We start from the raw sequence: 17,231 nt of genomic DNA on the forward strand, positions 1-17,231 counted from the left end.
CGCGAAGCTCCGGCTGACTCTTTCACGCCACCTGCCATGGCAGTCGGCGTATTTCATCCAGCTATTTTTGCGTCACTCAGCGGCAGCACCCGCCACGCCCTTGCGTGTGGCTTCCAGCATCCGCCGCCGCGCCCTGAACACGCCCCATTGCTGGTCGACCAGTACGCCGATGAGGATCACCCCGCCCATGACGGCGAAGTTGAGCGAGGACGGGATGCCGAGCAGGTTGACGAGGTTCTGCAGCTCCTGCAGCAGCACGGTGCCGAGCAGGACGCCGATCAGCGAGCCTTCGCCGCCACGCAGCGAAAAGCCGCCGAGCACCGCGGCCGCGATGGCATAGAGCTCGTAGAACTGGCCGTGGCTCGCCGGCGAGATCGAGCGTGTGTACATGGCGAAATAGATAGCTGACAGCGCCGTCAGCACGCCGCAGATGACATAGGCGGCCATGACGATGCGGCCGGTGCGGATGCCGGAATATTTTGCCGCTTCCTCGTTCTTGCCGATGGCATAGAGATAGCGCCCGAACACCGACCGGTGCAGCACCACCCACATGACGACGGCGATGACGATCAGCGCGATGAAGCTGTTCGGCACGCCCCAGGACCGCCCCGCCGTCAGGAACTCGAGTCCCGGGAAGTTCTGTCCGAAGGCAAAGCCGGCGGTGCCGTCGGCGGTGTAGAAGCGCGCCACGCCGCGATAGATCAACAGGCCGCACAAAGTCACCACGAAAGGCTGCAATTTGAGCCGGGTGATCAGCCAGCCATGCGCCAGCCCGATGATGCCGCCGAGTACCAGGATCAGCGGCAGGGCGACCGGCCAGGCCATGCCGCGCGTGGCGATGAAGTCGATAAACAGCACGCCGAGCAGCGCAACCACCGAGCCGACCGACAATTCGATGCCACCGGTGATGATGACGAAGGCTTGGCCAATCGACAGGATGCCGAACAACCCGATCAGGTTCGAGGTGTTGGCGAGATTGATCGGCAGCAGGAAGCGCGGGTTGATGATCGCCACCACCGCGCCGACCACCAGGATCAGGATCAGCAGGCCGAGATCTTTCTTGCTCATCGTCTTCTCCCAATGCCTGCGAACTACTTCGGCTGCTTGCCGACCGCCAGCAGCAGCACGTTTTCCTGGCTGAACCGGTCCTTGTCGAGAATGCCCGAGATCTGGCCTTCATGCATGACGGCAATGCGGTCGGAAACGCCGATCACCTCCTCCATGTCGCTGGAGATCATCAGCACGGCGACGCCGGCATCGGCCAGCGCCCGCATCAGCCCGTAGATCTCGGCCTTGGCGCCGATGTCGATACCGCGGGTCGGTTCGTCGAGAATCATCACCTTCGGCTTCATCGCCAGCCATTTGGCCAGCACGACCTTTTGCTGGTTGCCGCCGGACAGCGTGCCGGTGCGCGTCTGGACGGAGGGCGCCCTGATGCCGAGATCGGTCTTCTGCTTCTCGGCGGTGGCGGCCTCGGCGCCGGCCGAGACCAGCGAGCGCCGCGAATGTGCCGGCAGATTGGGCAGCGAAATGTTCTGGGCAATCGACAGGTCGAGCAGGATGCCGGTCAGCTTGCGATCCTCGGGGACGAGGAAAATACCGTTGGCCACTGCGTCCGCGGCCGAACCTAGAACCAGATCTTTTCCGTCAAGCTGGAACGAGCCGCCAAAGCTCTTATCGATGCCGAACAGGACGCGCGCCAGCTCCGTCCGGCCGGAGCCGACGAGACCGGCGAGGCCGAGGATCTCGCCATGCCTGACATCGAGGTCGACGGGCCGGTCGGGATAGGCAGCGGTGCGAATGGCCTTGACCGACAGCGCGACAGAGCCCGGCGGGCGCGCCGATTCTGCGGCCTTCTCCCTCTCCTTCAGCATGCGGCCGATCATCAGCTTGACCATCTGGTCGTGATTGATGGCGCTCTTCGGCAAGGTTCCGGCGAGCATGCCGTCCCTGAGCACGACGACGCGGTCGGCGACGCGCTCGACCTCGTGCAGGCGGTGCGAGATGAAAATGACGCTGATGCCGTCTGCCTTCAGCGCCTTGATGACACCGAGCAGCTTGTCGGTTTCGGCGATCGGCAGGCTCGATGTCGGTTCGTCGAGGATGACCAGCCGCGCCTTGATCGACAGCGCCTTGGCGATCTCGACCATTTGCTGCTGGGCCAGCGACAGCGCCGACACCGCCGTATCGGCCGAGAAATTGGCGCCCACGCGTTTGAGCAGCGGCGCCGCCAGCGCTCGCAGCCTGGCGCGGTCGACCAGCCTGAACGGGCCGGCGCGCAGCGGTTCGCGGCCGAAGAAGATATTGGCGGCGACGTCGAGGTTCTCGAACAGGTTGAGTTCCTGGTGGACGAAGGCGATGCCCGAACCGATGCTGGCCTCGACGGTCAGACTGTCATGGGCGACGCCATCGACGGTGATGGTGCCGGTGTCCGGCCGGGTCACGCCGCCGAGGATCTTCATCAGCGTCGATTTGCCGGCGCCGTTTTCGCCGACCAGGCCGATGACCTCGCCGGGCCTGACCTCGATCGAGAACCCGTCCAGCGCGACGACGCCGGGATAGGTCTTGCGCACGCCGTCGAGGCTCAGGAACGGAGCGGCCGTGGATGCAACGATGGATAGATCGGAATAATTCATCACGCCTGACAGCAGCCGGTGAGCCGTTTGGTCTCAGACTGACGGGCCTCGCGAAGCCCGTCAATAGAACGCCGGCTCAAGGCGAACCTTGAGCCGGCGCAACCTAATTCGCTCAGTTTCCAGACATCGCCTTGAGGCTGGCGGCGTAGGCGTCGACATCGTCCTTGCCGATGATCTTGGTCGGCACGATGATCAGGCCATCGGCGGGAACGCCCGACTTGTCGCCCTCGAGATAGGCGGCCATCAGCTTCATGCCCTGATAGGCCCATTCGAAAGGCTGCTGTACGACGGTAGCGGCGACGGTGCCTTCCTTGACGCCGCCCAGCGTGATCGGATCGTCGTCGAAGCCAACGACGGTGATCTGGCCGAGCTTGCCGGCATCGCGCAGCGCCTCATAGATGCGCGGCGTGTTGTAGGAATAGAAGCCGACCATGCAGGTGACGTCGGGGCTGGCGACCAGCGCGTCCTCGACGTTCTTCTTGGCGCGGGCCTGGTCGATGTCGTCGCCACGCACGTCGACCAATTCGATCTTGGTGCCCGCGAGGCCGTCCTTCATGCCCTGGATACGTTCCTTGGCATTGTCGGCGCCGAGCAGGCCGACGAAGCCGAGGCACTTGCCGCCGTCAGGCATTGCCTTCTTGGCGATCTCTGCCGCCTGCTTGCCGGCATCGACATTGGAAGAGCCGATATAGGCGACACGCTTGGTCTGCGGTGCGTCGCTGTCGGTGGTGAACAACGCCGTTTCCGAGGCGATCTTGTTCAGCCCGTCGGTCGACGTCTTGGGATCGACGGCCGAGACCATGATCGCCTTCACGCCGGCCGTCACCAGATCGTCCATCAGGCGCTGCTGGATGGCGACCGAGGACTGCTCCGGATATTTGAGCTCGAGATTGTAATTGGGCAATTCGCCTTGAGCCTTCTTGACGCCGGCTTCGGCAGCCTTCCAGAAATCGGAAGCGCCGTTGACGACGAAGGCCAGTGTCGGCTTGTCGTCGGCCCGCGCAATTGCGCTGACGGACAGGCCGAGCAGCAGGGCCGCAGCGGCGACGGACGCATTTCGTATCGCAGATTTCATATTCAACCTCCCATTTGACTCAGTAATTTCGCTGATGATGAACGTGCCGGCGCGGCTTGGACGCCCTCCTCCTCAGGGTTTCGGCAGCGAAGAACGACGCCATTCCAGCCGCGATCGTCGACTTTAGAGACTCATTCGTCGTTCGTAAATAGTCCGATTTGTCTGACATTTCCTCGAAACGGCAGGCGAGCTCCGGCTGACGGGAACCGTCCGACACCAGGCTGGCTCGCGTTCCGAACACGCGCGGTCCGATGTCGCCCGAGCATGATGGATTGACGTTATAGGGCCGCCGGATATTAGTAAAGAGTATTAGTTTAATCGGAATTCTCACAAAAAAGGAGAGGCCTTCCAAGTCGCTGCCGTTTCGGATTGGCGACTAAAATCACCTGAGAGGGCGCTTATATCTATTAGTAGCGCTTCGCGTTATAAATGCGAGATTTGAGGGACGAATGACATGAACGAACCACTGCGCGATCCCATCCTTGAGGGTACCAGGCGGCGCAAGCCGTCCGGGAAAAATCCCAAGGGCCGCGTTACCATGACCGATATCGCCAGGGCTGCCGGATGTTCGCAGGCGACGGTTTCGTTCGTCCTCAACAACACGCCGGGCATCAGGCTGTCGCAGCAAACTCGCGAGCGGGTGATCGAGGCGGCGCGGGCCCTCGGTTATGCGCCGCCGGTGTTTTCCGCCCTGCGGGCCCCAGTTGCCGCATTCGACGGGCTGGATGGCGTGATCGGCTTTGCCGTCGACCAGTTGGCGACCAGCCCGGAGGCGGTCGTCGCCATTGAAGGGGCGCGGCAAGCCTCGTGGAACGCCGGCAATGTGCTGCTGGTGGCGCAAACCATGGGCGACGAGGTGATGGAGCCCCGGGCCATCGCGGCACTGACCAAGCGGGGCATTTCGGCGCTGATCTACATGACCATTTTCACCCGCGAGATCGTCGCGCCGGACTATCTCTACGGCCTCGACATTCCGGTCATCCTGCTCAACTGCTACACCGCCGACTATGCCTTCCCCGCCGTGGTGCCGAGCGAGATCGCCGGCGGCCAGAGCTCCACCCGCCACTTGATCGGCCATGGCCACCGGCGCATCGCCACCGTCACCGGCGAGCCCTGGATGCAAGCGGCGCAGGACCGGCTGAAGGGCTACCGCCGGGCGCTGGCGACGGCCGACATTCCGTTCGACCCGGCGCTGGTCGTCGAAGGCGATTGGTCGGCGAGCGCCGGCTATGCCGCGACCGTCAAGCTCTTGGCGCTGAAGGACCGGCCGACCGCCATCTTCTGCCAGAACGACCGCACCGCGATCGGCTGCTACGAGGCGCTAAAGGAGGCCGGCCTGCACATCCCCCGGGATATTTCGGTGATCGGTTATGACGACGAGGAGATCGCGCGGCATCTGTTCCCGCCGCTGACGACGTCGATCCTGCCGCATATGGCGATGGGACAATGGGCGATCGAGCAGCTCGAAGTCCCCGCTGCTCCCGGTCGTGGCCGCTATCCCATCACCAAGCTCGAATGCCCGCTGGTGGAGCGGGAGTCGGTTGGCGCTCTGGCGGGCTGAGGCGAGAGCGCCGGCGATCGACAATGGCACAGGCTTGACATCGGGCCCGGCATATACCCGATTGATTTCATGAGATTGCAAAGCTGCTACAATTTTCAGGACTTCCGCCGGCTGGCAAAACAGCGCCTGCCAGGTCCGATCTTCGATTATATCGATGGCGGCGCGGACGACGAGACGACGCTGCGGCGCAACACGGCGGCGTTCGAGGACTGCGATCTCGTCCCCAACGTCCTTGCCGGCGTCGGACAGGTCGACATGTCGGTCACCGTCATGGGCCAGAAGCTGGCGATGCCGGTCTATTGTTCGCCGACGGCTCTCCAGCGACTGTTTCACCATAGCGGCGAGCGCGCCGTCGCCGCGGCGGCGGAGAAGTTCGGCACGATGTTCGGCGTCTCGTCGCTCGGCACGGTCAGCCTGGAGGAAGTCCGCAAGCACAGGACGCCGCAGGTCTATCAGTTCTATTTCCACAGGGATCGCGGCCTGAACCGCGCCATGATGGAGCGCGCCAAGACGTCCGGCGTCGACGTGATGATGCTGACGGTCGACAGCGTCACCGGCGGAAACCGCGAGCGTGACCTGCGGACCGGCTTTTCCATCCCCTTTCGGCTTACGCTCGGCGGCATGATGCAGTTCGCGATCAAGCCGAGATGGGCTATCGACTATTTGACGCACGAAAAGTTCAGCCTGCCGCAGTTGGACGGCCATATCGATCTCGGCGGCGGAGCGCTTTCCATCAGCCGCTATTTCACCGAGATCCTCGAGCCGTCGCTGGATTGGAAGGACGTCGAAGACATGGTCCGCTTCTGGAACGGCCAGTTTTGCCTGAAGGGGATCATGAGCGTCGCCGATGCCAGAAAAGCCGTCGACATCGGCTGCACCGGTATCGTTCTGTCAAATCATGGCGGCAGGCAGCTGGACGGCTCGCGCAGCCCCTTCGACCAGTTGTCGGAGATCGTCGACGCAGTGGGCAACAAGATAGACGTGATCATCGACAGCGGCGTCCAGCGCGGCACGCATGTGCTGAAGGCCCTGTCACTGGGCGCCAAGGCCGTCGGCGTCGGGCGCTACTATCTCTTCCCGCTGGCAGCCGCCGGACAGGCCGGCGTCGAACGGGCGCTCGGCCTGATGCGAACCGAGATCGAACGCGACATGCGGCTGATGGGATGCAGGTCGGTGGCAGAGCTTTCCAGGGGGAATGTGCGGTTTAGGTAATAGAGCCGGGAAGTGGCGCAGAGCATAAGCTTTTCGAAGTGCGAAACTATACCGACCTGCCGCTGCTCCTGCCGTCCGTTTCGAAGACAGCCTCGCCGGAAACAGCATCCGTATATCCGCCCTCAAGCTGCTGCAACGTATGCCGGAACCGATCAAGATTGCCCAGCATTTTGGGCCTGGCAGCGACCATGTGCTGAAAAGTGTCCCACTCTCCAATCGAGAAGAAGGCGCCATCTCCCGATTTGATGAGAGCCATTTTTCGCAATCCCTCGAAATTGCGCGCAGCGCTGCTGAACAGTTCGATGAATTCATCTTCACTACCCGGCTTGACCCGGAAGCGGACGCTGTTGAATGCCGTCATGTACGTTCCCCCGTGAAAGAACTCGAATATGCGAGGCCCTAACGCACCTCGAACCCTTCGAACAGGTGTACAGGAAAATCGGAAGGTTGGCTTCAGTCACCTCTGGCCGAAAGCCCCGTTTCTGGCGCTATTTTGCCAGGAAGAGGACGACGCTCGATCGCAATCGGTACGCCCTTCCGACCGGCAATGAAACGCGCTGTTAACGCCGTTCGCGGGTGACAGGATGTTGGCCGCAGTTCGAAGGTATAATCTGCGTCTCGCTGTCAGTTGCGGAGGCGAAAATGAATTTGCTTCGGATTGCGCTCTTGTGCACGGCCATGATCGAACTTGGAATGCCGGCCGTTCGCGCTGAGGATCGGCCTGTGCCGCAGAACAATAAAGCCGCAACAACGCAGCCGCCCGTTCATTGTGAAGGCCAAAATTGTCTCCCGCCGGCGAAAGATCCCGTGCAGGAATGCACTGGCCAGGATTGCACGCCAGGCCCGCCGACTGAACCGGGCCCGGAGATTAAGCAGGCCGACTGAGCAGCATTAGCTGACGATCCCCTTTTTGGCATGGATGGCGCTCAGCCCTCGCGACTTTCAGGCCACCGGTGGTAGATTCTGTTACCTATGTTCCCGGGGTAGGCATGAGTTTAATGGCGCGCCCGAAGAGATTCGAACTCCTGACCCCCAGATTCGTAGTCTGGTGCTCTATCCAGCTGAGCTACGGGCGCGCAACAGGCCATGCTTTGCATAGCCCCGCGATCCGATCCTGGCGACCGGCCGCGAATGTGAGCTGTTCCCTAGCGACTGAATTTGCGAAAAGCAAGCCGATCCTGGCCAAAAGTTTTGCCGTCATGTTTTGCCGTCATGCGCCGGCCGGCGAAGGCAAGATCGCGTCACGCGGCGGCCGAGCCGATAGGTCGTCGTCTTGGATCAGTCATTTGCCAATCGGAACGGCCCGTAACGAAACACGCCGTTGCACGGCGGCCGAGCCGATGGCTCGTAGTCTCGGACCAACCATTTGCGAATTGAAACGGTCCGTAACGAAACGGTTCGTTACGCCGGGCGGCGCAGACCGTTGCGGGCCTGGTCGAGCCGGACCGGCTGGTCGGGAATGGTGACCGCGAATGTGGTGCGGCCGCCGATGCTTTCGACCAGCTCCACCGTGCCGCCATGGGCGCGGATCAATTCATGGGCGATCGCCAGGCCAAGGCCGGTGCCGCCGCTGCGGGCCGAGCCGCGAAATGCCGCGAACAGGTTTTCTCGCGCCTTTGGCGGCAGGCCGGGGCCGGTGTCGGTGACGACGATGCGGCTGACGCTGCCGATGCGCTCGGCCGATATGGTCAAGCGGCGCACCACGGCGCTCTCGGTATCGGCCGCCATCGCCTGCACGGCGTTGCGGCTAAGATTGGTGAGCACGCGGAACAGCTGGTCGGAATCGGCGTCGACCTCGAGCACCGGATCGACGGCGTTGACGAATTCGATGCCGCATTCGATGTCGAGCAGGCCCTGGACGTCCTCGACCAGCTGGCGCAGCCGCAGCCTGCGGCGCGACGGCGGCGGCTCCTGGGTGCGGCCATAGGCCAGCACGCCCTCCGAGTAGGACACCGCACGGTCGAGCGCGCGCAGCAGTTTTGGCGCGAAGGCCTGCACGGTCGGGTCCTTGACCTGGCGCAGGCGGTCCGACATCAGCTGCGCCGAGGCGAGGATGTTGCGCATGTCGTGGTTGATCTTCGACACGGCCAGGCCGAGATCGGCCAGGTGCTTCTGCTCGGTCAGCATCTTCTGCAGCCGCTCCTGCATCTGCGACAGCTCGCGTTCGGCGACGCCGATCTCGTCGGCCCGGGCGGCGGGGTGAATGATGCGACCGGGATCGTCGGGCGCCTCGGAAAAGGACAGCATCGAGCGTGTCATCGTCCTGATCGGGCCGATCATGATCAGGTCTATCGCGGCGTAGACCAGCATGGCGGTGAACAGCGAGATCAGCAGCGAGACGAAGGCGACGTTGCGCGAATAGATCAGCATGGCATTGCGCAGGCGGTGGTCGGGCATGATCAGCTCGAATTCCTTGTCGCTGTCGCCGACCGGCCCGAAAACGCGCAGCATCCGCTTGCCGCCGAAAAACAGCGTGTCCAGCGCGCCGGTCATACCCTTGATCATGCCGACATTGGCGATATCGATATGCTCGTCGACCTGCGGCGGCATTTCGGCCACGACCAGAAGCCGCGAGACGCCGCCGTCGCGCACGGCGATCGCCTTGGCGCCGATCGCCATCAGTACGTCGTTCTGGGCGGCACGCGACAGCGAGGCAGGTTCGCCCTGCACCAGGACGATGGAAACCGCGGCGGCGGTGCTCAGCCTCTCCTTCAGCCAGCTCAGCCTGTAGCTGGCGATCCAGGGCACGAAGATGAGGATTTCGGCCAACAGCACGAAGACGATGGTGAGCAGCAGCAGCTTCGTCGACAGGCCGCGCGCCAGCGGCACCCTGCGGGTGGCGGCCTTCGCCTGGGCGATGCTTTCGTCGGTTGCTGGGACTTCACTCATGCTCGTCGTCACGGCTGCCTGTCATCACGGCTGCTTGTCTTAAGGACTGCTCGTCTTCACGATCGCTTGATCGGGTGAGATTAGGCGATTGCGGCTTTTTTGCCAAATTCATCCTTGGTCGAAGCCGGACAAAGGGCCGCAAGACTTCGATGCCGGTCCGACAATGCCGGCCCGACACGCTGGATTGACTTCCAAAACCCTTCTTTCTATAAGCCCGCTCACGCTCGGGCCATTCGTCCCGGCGCGGTTTCGATCGCGCCAAAACCGGCCCGGCAAAGCTCCTGTTACAAAGTGACAGAATCAAGAAGGGCCGCACCCCGCGGTATTTAAACAAATGAAGCGTACTTACCAGCCGTCCAAACTCGTCCGCAAACGCAGGCACGGTTTCCGCGCCCGCATGGCCACCAAAGGTGGCCGCGGCGTCGTCGCAGCCCGCCGCAACCGCGGCCGCAAGCGTCTCAGCGCCTGAGCACCAAGCGAGAGACAAGATCGTTGCCCGCAACCGGCAAGCCAACGGGTGCCCATCCCAAGCGGCTTCTGAAGCGCGCGGAATTCCTGGCTGTCCGCCGCGGCGAAAAGCGCCGCGGGCGGCTTTTCCTCGTCGAGGTCCTGGGCCGCGGCGACAGCGAGGCGCCGCGCGTCGGCTACACCGTCACCAGGAAGGTCGGCAACGCCGTCGTTCGCAACCGCATCCGGCGGCGGCTGAGAGAGGCCGTGCGCACGCATGCCGTGGATGACATGGCGCCGGGCAATGATTATGTCATCGTCGGGCGCGAAGACGTGCTTACCACTCCGTTCGGCCAGTTGAAAGCCGAACTCTCCCGCAGATTGCGTGGAACACGATAGGCCAAGGGCTTCGATGGAAAACAACCGCAACTTCTTCATCACCATCGCACTGTCGGTGCTGATCCTGGCGCTTTGGCAATATTTCTATGTGATGCCGCGCAGCGAGATGCAGCGCGAAGCCGCCCGCATCGAAGAGCAGCGCGTGGCGGAGCAGAAGAAGGCCGCCCAAGGCACCAGTCCGGGCGCCAGCGAAACACCGGTGCAGCCCGGCGCCATTCCGAGCGCGCCTGGCGGCGAAGCCGTCACCGCGGCTAGCCGCGACCAGGCGATCGCCTCGACCAAGCGCGTCAAGATCGACACGCCGAGCCTCGAAGGCTCGATCAACCTCACCGGCGCACGTCTCGACGATCTCAAGCTCAAGCATTACAGGGAGACGGTCGACAAGACCTCGCCCGAGATCGCGTTGCTCAACCCGGCGTCCCTGCCGAACGGCTATTTCGCCGAGATTGGTTTTTCCGGCACGCCGGATGTGGGCAGGCTGCCGGGTCCCGACACCGTCTGGCAGACCGACGGCAATGCGACGCTGACACCGGCGACGCCGGTGACACTGACCTTCACCAACGACAAGGGCCTGACCTTCAAACGCACCTTCTCGGTCGACGCCCAGTATATGTTCACCGTGTCCGACACGGTCCAGAACGGCGGCTCGGCGCCCGCGACGCTGTCGAACTATGGCCGCGTCACCCGTTTCGACAAGCCGGCTATCGCCAGCACCTATGTGCTGCACGAGGGCCTGATCGGCGTTACCGGAAGCGAGGGCCTGCAGGAATACAAATACTCCAGCGTCGAATCGGACAAGGAATACAAGCCAGGCAAGTCGACCGACGGCTGGCTAGGCATCACCGATAAATATTGGGCGGTGACCCTGGTGCCGCCTGGCGGCCGCGAATTTCAGCCCAAATTCTCTTATTTCGAGTTCAAAAGCGGGCCCCATCCGCACAGCTACCAGTCCGATTTCCTGTCCGATCCGGTCACAATCGCTCCCGGGCAATCGACGACCGTGGAGTCGGAGATATTCGCCGGCGCCAAGGAAGTTTCGACGATCAACGCCTATGAAAAGGACCGTCATATCCGTCAGTTCGACCTCCTGATCGACTGGGGCTGGTTCTATTTCATCACCAAGCCGATGTTCTGGCTGATCGACACGCTTTACAAATTCTTCGGCAATTTCGGTCTGGCGATCCTCGCCACCACCGTCATCGTCAAGGCGCTGTTCTTCCCGCTTGCCAACAAGTCCTATGCGTCGATGGCGAACATGAAGAAGGTGCAGCCCAAGATGCTCGAGATCCGCGAGAAATACGCGGACGACAAGATGAAGCAGCAGCAGGCGATGATGGAGCTCTACAAGACCGAGAAGATCAATCCGCTCGCCGGCTGCTGGCCGGTGGCATTGCAGATCCCGGTGTTCTTCTCGCTCTACAAGGTGCTCTACATCACCATCGAGATGCGGCACGCGCCGTTCTTCGGCTGGATCCAGGATCTGGCGGCGCCGGACCCGACATCGATTTTCAACCTGTTCGGGCTGATCCCCGTTACCTTGCCGCACATGCTGATGATCGGCGTCTGGCCGCTGATCATGGGCGTGACGATGTTCCTGCAGATGCGCATGAACCCGACGCCGCCGGACCCGACGCAGGCGGCGATCTTCACCTGGATGCCCGTGATCTTCACCTTCATGATGGCGGGTTTTCCGGCCGGCCTCGTCATCTACTGGGCCTGGAACAACACGCTGTCGATCCTGCAGCAGGGCGTGATCATGAAGCGGCAAGGCGCCAAGATCGAATTGTGGGACAATCTGGTCGCGCTGTTCCGCAAGAAACCGTCGCCGGCGGAATAGCCGGCGCTCCGACGATGCGAGACCAAAAAGCCCCGGTTCGTCCGGGGCTTTTTGCACAAGCTGCCCGCCTGGATTAAGCGATTGGTACTGCCGGACGGATCGCGCTATTTTGACCTGCCTGGCAGTTGCTCGACGGAGCTCGATATGACCGGACCCAATCCATCGATCAAGCATCCGATCCCGTTGCACACGCGCGTCGGCTTTCTGAAACCGCTGGTGACGGCGCCGAATATCGAGATCGGCGACTTCACCTATTATGACGACCCTGACGGACCCGACAAATTCTCCGAAAAATGCGTGCTGCATCACTATCCGTTCATCGGCGACAGGCTGATCATCGGCAAGTTCTGCGCCATTGCCGAAGGCGCGCGCTTCATCATGAACGGCGCCAATCACGCCATGTCCGGCTTTTCGACCTATCCGTTCAATATCTTCGGCCATGGCTGGGAGGAAGGCTTCGACCCGGCGACATGGTCGAAGGAGGTGCGCGGCGATACAATCGTCGGCAACGACGTCTGGATCGGCATGGAAGCGGTGACGTTGCCGGGCGTGAAGATCGGCGACGGCGCCATCGTCGCGGCAAAGTCGGTGGTGACGCACGATGTGCCAGACTATGCGATCGTCGCCGGCAATCCGGCCAAAGTGGTGAAGATGCGCTTCGACGACAGGACCATCCGGCGGCTGCTGGCGCTGGCGTGGTGGCACTGGCCGGTGGAAAAGATCAGCCGCAATCTCGATGCCATTCGTGGCAGCAACATTTTTCTTCTGGAGGCAGCGGTTTGAACGCGTTGAACAAGACCACGATCGGCATCGAATTGTTCACGCGAGCCTGGATTTTCATCCGCGGCGTGCCGGCGATGAAATTCCTGCCGCCGGAGGGACCGCCCGAGATCGCCTTTGCCGGCCGCTCCAATGTCGGCAAATCGTCGCTGATCAACGCGCTGGTCAACCAGAAGGGGCTGGCGCGTACCTCCAACACGCCGGGCCGGACGCAAGAGCTCAACTATTTCGTGCCTGGCGGATTTTCGGGAGAAGGCGCCGACCTGCCGCCGATGGCGCTGGTCGACATGCCGGGCTATGGCTACGCCACGGCGCCCAAGGAAAAGGTCGACGAGTGGACGAAGCTCGTGTTCGACTATCTCAAGGGCCGGGTGACGCTGAAGCGCGTCTACGTGCTGATCGATGCCCGCCATGGCATCAAGGCCAAGGACGACGAGGTGCTGTCGCTGCTCGACAAGGCGGCGGTATCGTATCAGATCGTGCTGACCAAGACCGACAAGATCAAGGCGGCGGGGGTGCCGCGGCTGATCGAAGAGACGCTGGCGAAAATCAAGAAACGCCCGGCGGCATTTCCCTTCGTGCTCGCCACGTCGTCGGAAAAGAGCGAGGGCCTCGAGGAATTGCGTGCGGCGATCGTGCTCGCCGCCAATGGCGGATAGGCAACGGACTCCGACGGCTGGTCAGGCGAGACTGGAGGCCCGTTCCTGCTCTGCAAGCTGTTCGGTGCCGTAGGCCTTCAGGAACACATCGACGCCCGACCTGACGATATGTTCGATCTCGGCCGCACTTGGCGCCTTGGTGCGATAGGCGAATATGCACTGGCGGAAAAGACCGGCCAGGCACAGCTCGGTGAACTGATAGGCGGCAAGCTCGACGTCGTCGATCTTCAGCAGGCCGCGTTCGACAGCCATGTTGAGGAAAACGACAACCCTGTCATGGCCGCGCTTCGGGCCGCGTTCGTAAAATCGCGCGCCAAGCTCCGGAATGCGTTCCGATGCGCCGATCACCGTCCGCTGCGCCAGGATGACCCTCGCCGAAGTGATCTTCATGGACAGCACGATGCCGAATTTCACCAGCGTCTGGCGAAGGTCGCCGATCTGGTCCAGCACTTCGTACATGTTCTTGAAGATCGTGCCGCGTTCTTCCTCGATCAGCGCTTCGAACAGCTCTTCCTTGTTGGCGAAGTAGACATAGATGGTGCCCTTGGACACGCCGGCCTCGCGCGTAATGTCGTTCATCGACGCGGCTTCGAAGCCCTTGTCGATGAAGACACGGCGCGCACCATCGATGATCTGGCTGCGCTTGACCGGGTCTTGCCCCGCGGCCGGGCGGCCGCGCGGCAGACTGTCCAGCAGATCGCACTGGTCCTTGCCAGCGCTGGGCAATGGGCCTGAATCAGGCAAAGGAGCGGCCTTGGGGGCTTCGGCCATAATGTCACACCTCGTAAAATAATTCGAACCATCCGGTTCGATTGCTCTTGATATGGGCCTCTTTAAGCGCTAAGTCAACGTCGAGATCGAACCGAACGGTTCAGTCTGATGAAGTTCAGCGCCAGTTAATTTAGAGAGATATCATGTCCTCGAACGCGCCCACCAGTGCCGAAGTCCGCCCTTTCCCCAATGCCAAGGTCCAGCCTGCGATCGAAGCGCCGGAAGCCCCTCTCAAGCCCGCCGACGTCACCCCGCTGGCGCCCGCCAAGAAGAAGCGCTCGATGCGCTCGATGTTGTTGCCCATCATCGGCTTGGCCCTGCTGGGCGCCGGCGCCTGGTATGGCTATGATTACTGGACCGACGGGCGCTTCATGATCACGACCGACGACGCCTATGTCCAGGCCGACACGGCGTTCATCTCGCCAAAAATCTCGGGCTACGTCGATCAGGTCAAAGTGACCGATAACCAGCAGGTGAAGGCCGGCGACCCGCTGCTGATCGTCGATGACGGTGACTACAAGATAGCCGTTGCCCAGGCCGAGGCGCAGATCGCCACGTTGAGCAAGACGCTCGACCGCATCGATGCCCAGACCGAGGCGGCGCGCGCCTCGCTCAAGCAGGCGCAGGCGCAGAAGACCGCCGACCAGGCCGCGGCCGATAATGCCAAGCGGGCTCAGGTTCGTGCCGCCCAGTTGCTCAAGACCCGCGTCGGTACGCAGGCCCAGTTGGACGATGCCCAGACGGCGGTCGAGCAAGCCAATGCCGCACTAGCCGGCGCCGACGCACAGATCGCGGCGGCTCAGGCCAATATCGGCGTGCTCCAGGCGCAACGCGCGGAATCGGCCAGCACGCTGGCCTCGCTGCAGCTTGCCCACGACAAGGCGGTGCGGGACCTGTCCTTCACCGTGCTGCGCGCACCCTATGACGGCGTGGTCGGCAACCGCTCGGTCGAGCAGGGCGACCTGATCAGCCCCGGACAGAAGCTCGCCGTCATCGTGCCAATGGACAAGCTCTATATCGTCGCCAACTTCAAGGAGACGCAGCTTGCCCGGCTGGTGCCTGGTGAAAAGGTCAGAGTATCGGTCGACGCGATTGACGGCCAGGACATCGAGGGTACCGTGTCGTCGCTGGCGCCGGCTTCAGGAGCAGTGTTCTCGCTGCTGCCGCCGGAGAACGCCACAGGCAATTTCACCAAGGTGGTGCAGCGCGTTCCGGTTCGCATCGACGTGCCCGCGGATGTGCTGAAGACGGGCAAGCTGCGCGCCGGCCTGAGCGTCGTCGTCGCTGTCGACAGCCGCACGGCGCCTTCGGCATCGAAGTAAAGCGGAAGCGGGAGCAAAGGTCATGACGACCGCAACCCTGACTGCAGGATCGGCGCCGGCGCCAGCCATGCCGGTGCCGGTCGACCACATCTCGACACGCCGCGTCATCGCCTTCCTGGCGATGGTGTTCGGCATGTTCATGGCCATCCTGGACATCCAGATCGTCTCGGCCTCGCTGGCCGAGATCCAGGCGGGCCTGAGCGCCAGTTCGGACGAGATCCCGTGGGTGCAGACGGCCTACCTGATTGCCGAGGTGGTGATGATCCCGCTGTCGGGCTTCCTCAGCCGGATGCTGTCGACGCGGGTGCTGTTCACGATCTCGGCAGCAGGCTTCACCGCGGCCAGCGCGCTGGCGGCGACCGCAACCAATATCGACCAGATGATCGTCTACCGTGCCGTGCAGGGCTTCATCGGCGGCGGCATGATCCCGAGCGTCTTTGCAGCCGCCTTCACCATCTTCCCGCCGTCGCGTCGCGCCATCGTCTCGCCGATGATCGGCCTGGTGGCGACGCTGGCGCCAACCATCGGCCCGACCGTCGGCGGCTATATCAGCCATGCCATGTCCTGGCACTGGCTGTTCCTGGTCAACGTCGTGCCCGGCATTCTGGTGACGACGGCCGCCTGGTCGCTGATCGACTTCGACAAACCCAATCTCAAGCTGTTCAGCAAGTTCGACTGGTGGGGGCTTGCCGGCATGGCCGCCTTCCTGGGCTGCATGGAATATGTGCTGGAGGAAGGTCCCAACAACGACTGGCTGCAGGATCAGGCGGTGTTCATCTGCGCCGTCATCATGACCTTCGGCGCGGTGCTGTTCTTCTGGCGCGTGTTCACCGCCGAGGAGCCGATTGTCGATCTGAGGGCCTTCAGCAATATCAATTTTGCCTTCGGCTCGCTGTTCTCCTTCGTCGTCGGCATCGGCCTCTACGGTCTGACCTATCTTTATCCCGTGTTCCTGGGGCGCATCCGCGGCTACGATTCGATGATGATCGGCGAGGCGCTGTTCGTCAGCGGCCTGGCCATGTTCTTCACCGCGCCGATCTCCGGCATCCTGTCGAACAAGATGGACCCGCGCATCATGATGATGATCGGCTTCTTCGGCTTCGCCACCGGGACCTGGTGGATGACGCATCTCACCGCCGACTGGGATTTCTATGAACTGCTGATCCCGCAGATCCTGCGCGGCTGCTCGATGATGCTTTGCATGGTGCCGATCAACAACATTGCGCTCGGAACCTTGCCGCCGGAGCGGCTGAAGAATGCGTCTGGCCTGTTCAACCTGACCCGCAATCTCGGCGGTGCCGTCGGCCTGGCCGTCATCAACACCGTGCTGATCGACCGCAATGCCTTCCACTACGCCAGGCTCTCCGAGCACGTGCAATGGGGAAGTGCCGCTGCGCAGCAGAAGCTGCAGAACATGACGCTCAACTTCGAGCAGACCGCCGGGCTCGACGCCTCCAAGGCGGCCATCTCCAAACTGTCAAGCATGGTCCAGCAGCAGGCGTCGCTGCTGTCGTTCATGGACGTATTCTTCATGCTGACGGTTTTGTTCGCGACGCTTGGGCTCTTCACCCTGGTGATCCGCAAGCCAGCCGCTCAGGGCGGCAGTCGCGGAGGCCATTGAGGCGCGCTGGAGCCCCCGCCTG

General features: G+C 62.6%; 15 protein-coding genes and 1 tRNA gene. 9 read left to right on the plus strand and 7 right to left on the minus strand.

Annotated elements, in window-relative coordinates:
- Nucleotides 1–72: 72 nt before the first annotated feature.
- From NKJ40_RS03495 to NKJ40_RS03505, 3 genes are all read right to left on the minus strand, one after another.
- Entirely contained in the window at nt 73–1,068 is a 996-nt protein-coding gene (locus NKJ40_RS03495) for an ABC transporter permease (RefSeq protein ID WP_352464732.1), read from the minus strand.
- Nucleotides 1,069–1,091: 23 nt separating this feature from the next.
- The gene (locus NKJ40_RS03500) at nt 1,092–2,636 is read right to left on the minus strand and encodes a sugar ABC transporter ATP-binding protein (protein ID WP_352464734.1); all 1,545 of its coding nucleotides are present in this window, start codon (nt 2,634–2,636) and stop codon (nt 1,092–1,094) included.
- A gap of 112 nt (nt 2,637–2,748) precedes the next feature.
- Complete coding sequence (locus tag NKJ40_RS03505; RefSeq protein ID WP_352464735.1) at nt 2,749–3,711, minus strand: sugar-binding protein; 963 nt, start codon at nt 3,709–3,711, stop codon at nt 2,749–2,751.
- 538 nt (nt 3,712–4,249) lie between these two features.
- Here NKJ40_RS03505 and NKJ40_RS03510 point away from each other — a divergent pair.
- Nucleotides 4,250–5,272, plus strand: coding sequence for a LacI family DNA-binding transcriptional regulator (locus tag NKJ40_RS03510; RefSeq protein ID WP_502903687.1), 1,023 nt, complete (start codon nt 4,250–4,252; stop codon nt 5,270–5,272).
- A 69-nt stretch (nt 5,273–5,341) separates the two neighbouring features.
- On the plus strand, nt 5,342–6,484 hold the full coding sequence (locus NKJ40_RS03515; RefSeq protein WP_023677498.1) for an alpha-hydroxy acid oxidase: 1,143 nt from the start codon (nt 5,342–5,344) through the stop codon (nt 6,482–6,484).
- Nucleotides 6,485–6,530: 46 nt separating this feature from the next.
- Here the strand turns inward: NKJ40_RS03515 and NKJ40_RS03520 are convergent, their stop codons facing one another.
- The 3 genes from NKJ40_RS03520 to NKJ40_RS03530 form a co-directional block, all read right to left on the minus strand.
- Entirely contained in the window at nt 6,531–6,845 is a 315-nt protein-coding gene (locus NKJ40_RS03520; RefSeq protein WP_023677497.1) for an antibiotic biosynthesis monooxygenase, read from the minus strand.
- A 638-nt stretch (nt 6,846–7,483) separates the two neighbouring features.
- A tRNA-Arg gene (locus NKJ40_RS03525) sits at nt 7,484–7,560 on the minus strand.
- A 325-nt stretch (nt 7,561–7,885) separates the two neighbouring features.
- Nucleotides 7,886–9,373, minus strand: coding sequence for an ATP-binding protein (locus NKJ40_RS03530; protein WP_023677495.1), 1,488 nt, complete (start codon nt 9,371–9,373; stop codon nt 7,886–7,888).
- Between the two features lie 334 nt (nt 9,374–9,707).
- On the opposite strand from NKJ40_RS03530, the gene rpmH reads away from it, so the two are divergent.
- From rpmH to yihA, 5 genes are all read left to right on the plus strand, one after another.
- The gene (rpmH, locus tag NKJ40_RS03535; RefSeq protein ID WP_008833937.1) at nt 9,708–9,842 is read left to right on the plus strand and encodes a 50S ribosomal protein L34; all 135 of its coding nucleotides are present in this window, start codon (nt 9,708–9,710) and stop codon (nt 9,840–9,842) included.
- 23 nt (nt 9,843–9,865) lie between these two features.
- Entirely contained in the window at nt 9,866–10,219 is a 354-nt protein-coding gene (gene rnpA, locus NKJ40_RS03540; RefSeq protein ID WP_352455989.1) for a ribonuclease P protein component, read from the plus strand.
- Nucleotides 10,220–10,232: 13 nt separating this feature from the next.
- Nucleotides 10,233–12,056 (plus strand): membrane protein insertase YidC, encoded by a 1,824-nt coding sequence (gene yidC / locus NKJ40_RS03545; protein ID WP_352464739.1) that lies wholly within the window; start codon nt 10,233–10,235, stop codon nt 12,054–12,056.
- Nucleotides 12,057–12,200: 144 nt separating this feature from the next.
- Nucleotides 12,201–12,839, plus strand: coding sequence for a CatB-related O-acetyltransferase (locus NKJ40_RS03550; RefSeq protein ID WP_352464740.1), 639 nt, complete (start codon nt 12,201–12,203; stop codon nt 12,837–12,839).
- Nucleotides 12,836–13,495: a ribosome biogenesis GTP-binding protein YihA/YsxC gene (gene yihA / locus NKJ40_RS03555; RefSeq protein WP_352464742.1), complete on the plus strand. Its 660-nt coding sequence runs from the start codon at nt 12,836–12,838 to the stop codon at nt 13,493–13,495. Before NKJ40_RS03550 ends, yihA begins: the two co-directional genes overlap by 4 nt.
- Nucleotides 13,496–13,516: 21 nt before the next feature.
- On the opposite strand, the gene NKJ40_RS03560 is transcribed toward yihA, so the two are convergent.
- A complete protein-coding gene (locus NKJ40_RS03560) occupies nt 13,517–14,266 on the minus strand; it encodes a TetR/AcrR family transcriptional regulator (RefSeq protein ID WP_352464744.1) in 750 nt (249 codons plus the stop codon).
- A gap of 143 nt (nt 14,267–14,409) precedes the next feature.
- On the opposite strand from NKJ40_RS03560, the gene NKJ40_RS03565 reads away from it, so the two are divergent.
- Nucleotides 14,410–15,588 (plus strand): HlyD family secretion protein, encoded by a 1,179-nt coding sequence (locus tag NKJ40_RS03565; protein ID WP_352464745.1) that lies wholly within the window; start codon nt 14,410–14,412, stop codon nt 15,586–15,588.
- A 22-nt stretch (nt 15,589–15,610) separates the two neighbouring features.
- Nucleotides 15,611–17,209, plus strand: coding sequence for a DHA2 family efflux MFS transporter permease subunit (locus NKJ40_RS03570; protein WP_502903684.1), 1,599 nt, complete (start codon nt 15,611–15,613; stop codon nt 17,207–17,209).
- The last annotated feature ends 22 nt before the right edge of the window (nt 17,210–17,231 follow it).

It is taken from the genome of Mesorhizobium sp. M0119 (assembly GCF_040322615.1).
Classification (GTDB): domain Bacteria; phylum Pseudomonadota; class Alphaproteobacteria; order Rhizobiales; family Rhizobiaceae; genus Mesorhizobium.

Coding starts and splice junctions, on each gene's coding strand:
- NKJ40_RS03495 (WP_352464732.1), bottom strand. CDS start 1,068: ATGAGCAAGAAAGATCTCGGCCTGCTGATCCTGATCCTGGTGGTCGGC.
- NKJ40_RS03500 (WP_352464734.1), bottom strand. CDS start 2,636: ATGAATTATTCCGATCTATCCATCGTTGCATCCACGGCCGCTCCGTTC.
- NKJ40_RS03505 (WP_352464735.1), bottom strand. CDS start 3,711: ATGAAATCTGCGATACGAAATGCGTCCGTCGCCGCTGCGGCCCTGCTG.
- NKJ40_RS03510 (WP_502903687.1), top strand. CDS start 4,250: ATGACCGATATCGCCAGGGCTGCCGGATGTTCGCAGGCGACGGTTTCG.
- NKJ40_RS03515 (WP_023677498.1), top strand. CDS start 5,342: ATGAGATTGCAAAGCTGCTACAATTTTCAGGACTTCCGCCGGCTGGCA.
- NKJ40_RS03520 (WP_023677497.1), bottom strand. CDS start 6,845: ATGACGGCATTCAACAGCGTCCGCTTCCGGGTCAAGCCGGGTAGTGAA.
- NKJ40_RS03530 (WP_023677495.1), bottom strand. CDS start 9,373: ATGAGTGAAGTCCCAGCAACCGACGAAAGCATCGCCCAGGCGAAGGCC.
- rpmH (WP_008833937.1), top strand. CDS start 9,708: ATGAAGCGTACTTACCAGCCGTCCAAACTCGTCCGCAAACGCAGGCAC.
- yidC (WP_352464739.1), top strand. CDS start 10,233: ATGGAAAACAACCGCAACTTCTTCATCACCATCGCACTGTCGGTGCTG.
- NKJ40_RS03550 (WP_352464740.1), top strand. CDS start 12,201: ATGACCGGACCCAATCCATCGATCAAGCATCCGATCCCGTTGCACACG.
- NKJ40_RS03560 (WP_352464744.1), bottom strand. CDS start 14,266: ATGGCCGAAGCCCCCAAGGCCGCTCCTTTGCCTGATTCAGGCCCATTG.
- NKJ40_RS03565 (WP_352464745.1), top strand. CDS start 14,410: ATGTCCTCGAACGCGCCCACCAGTGCCGAAGTCCGCCCTTTCCCCAAT.
- NKJ40_RS03570 (WP_502903684.1), top strand. CDS start 15,611: ATGACGACCGCAACCCTGACTGCAGGATCGGCGCCGGCGCCAGCCATG.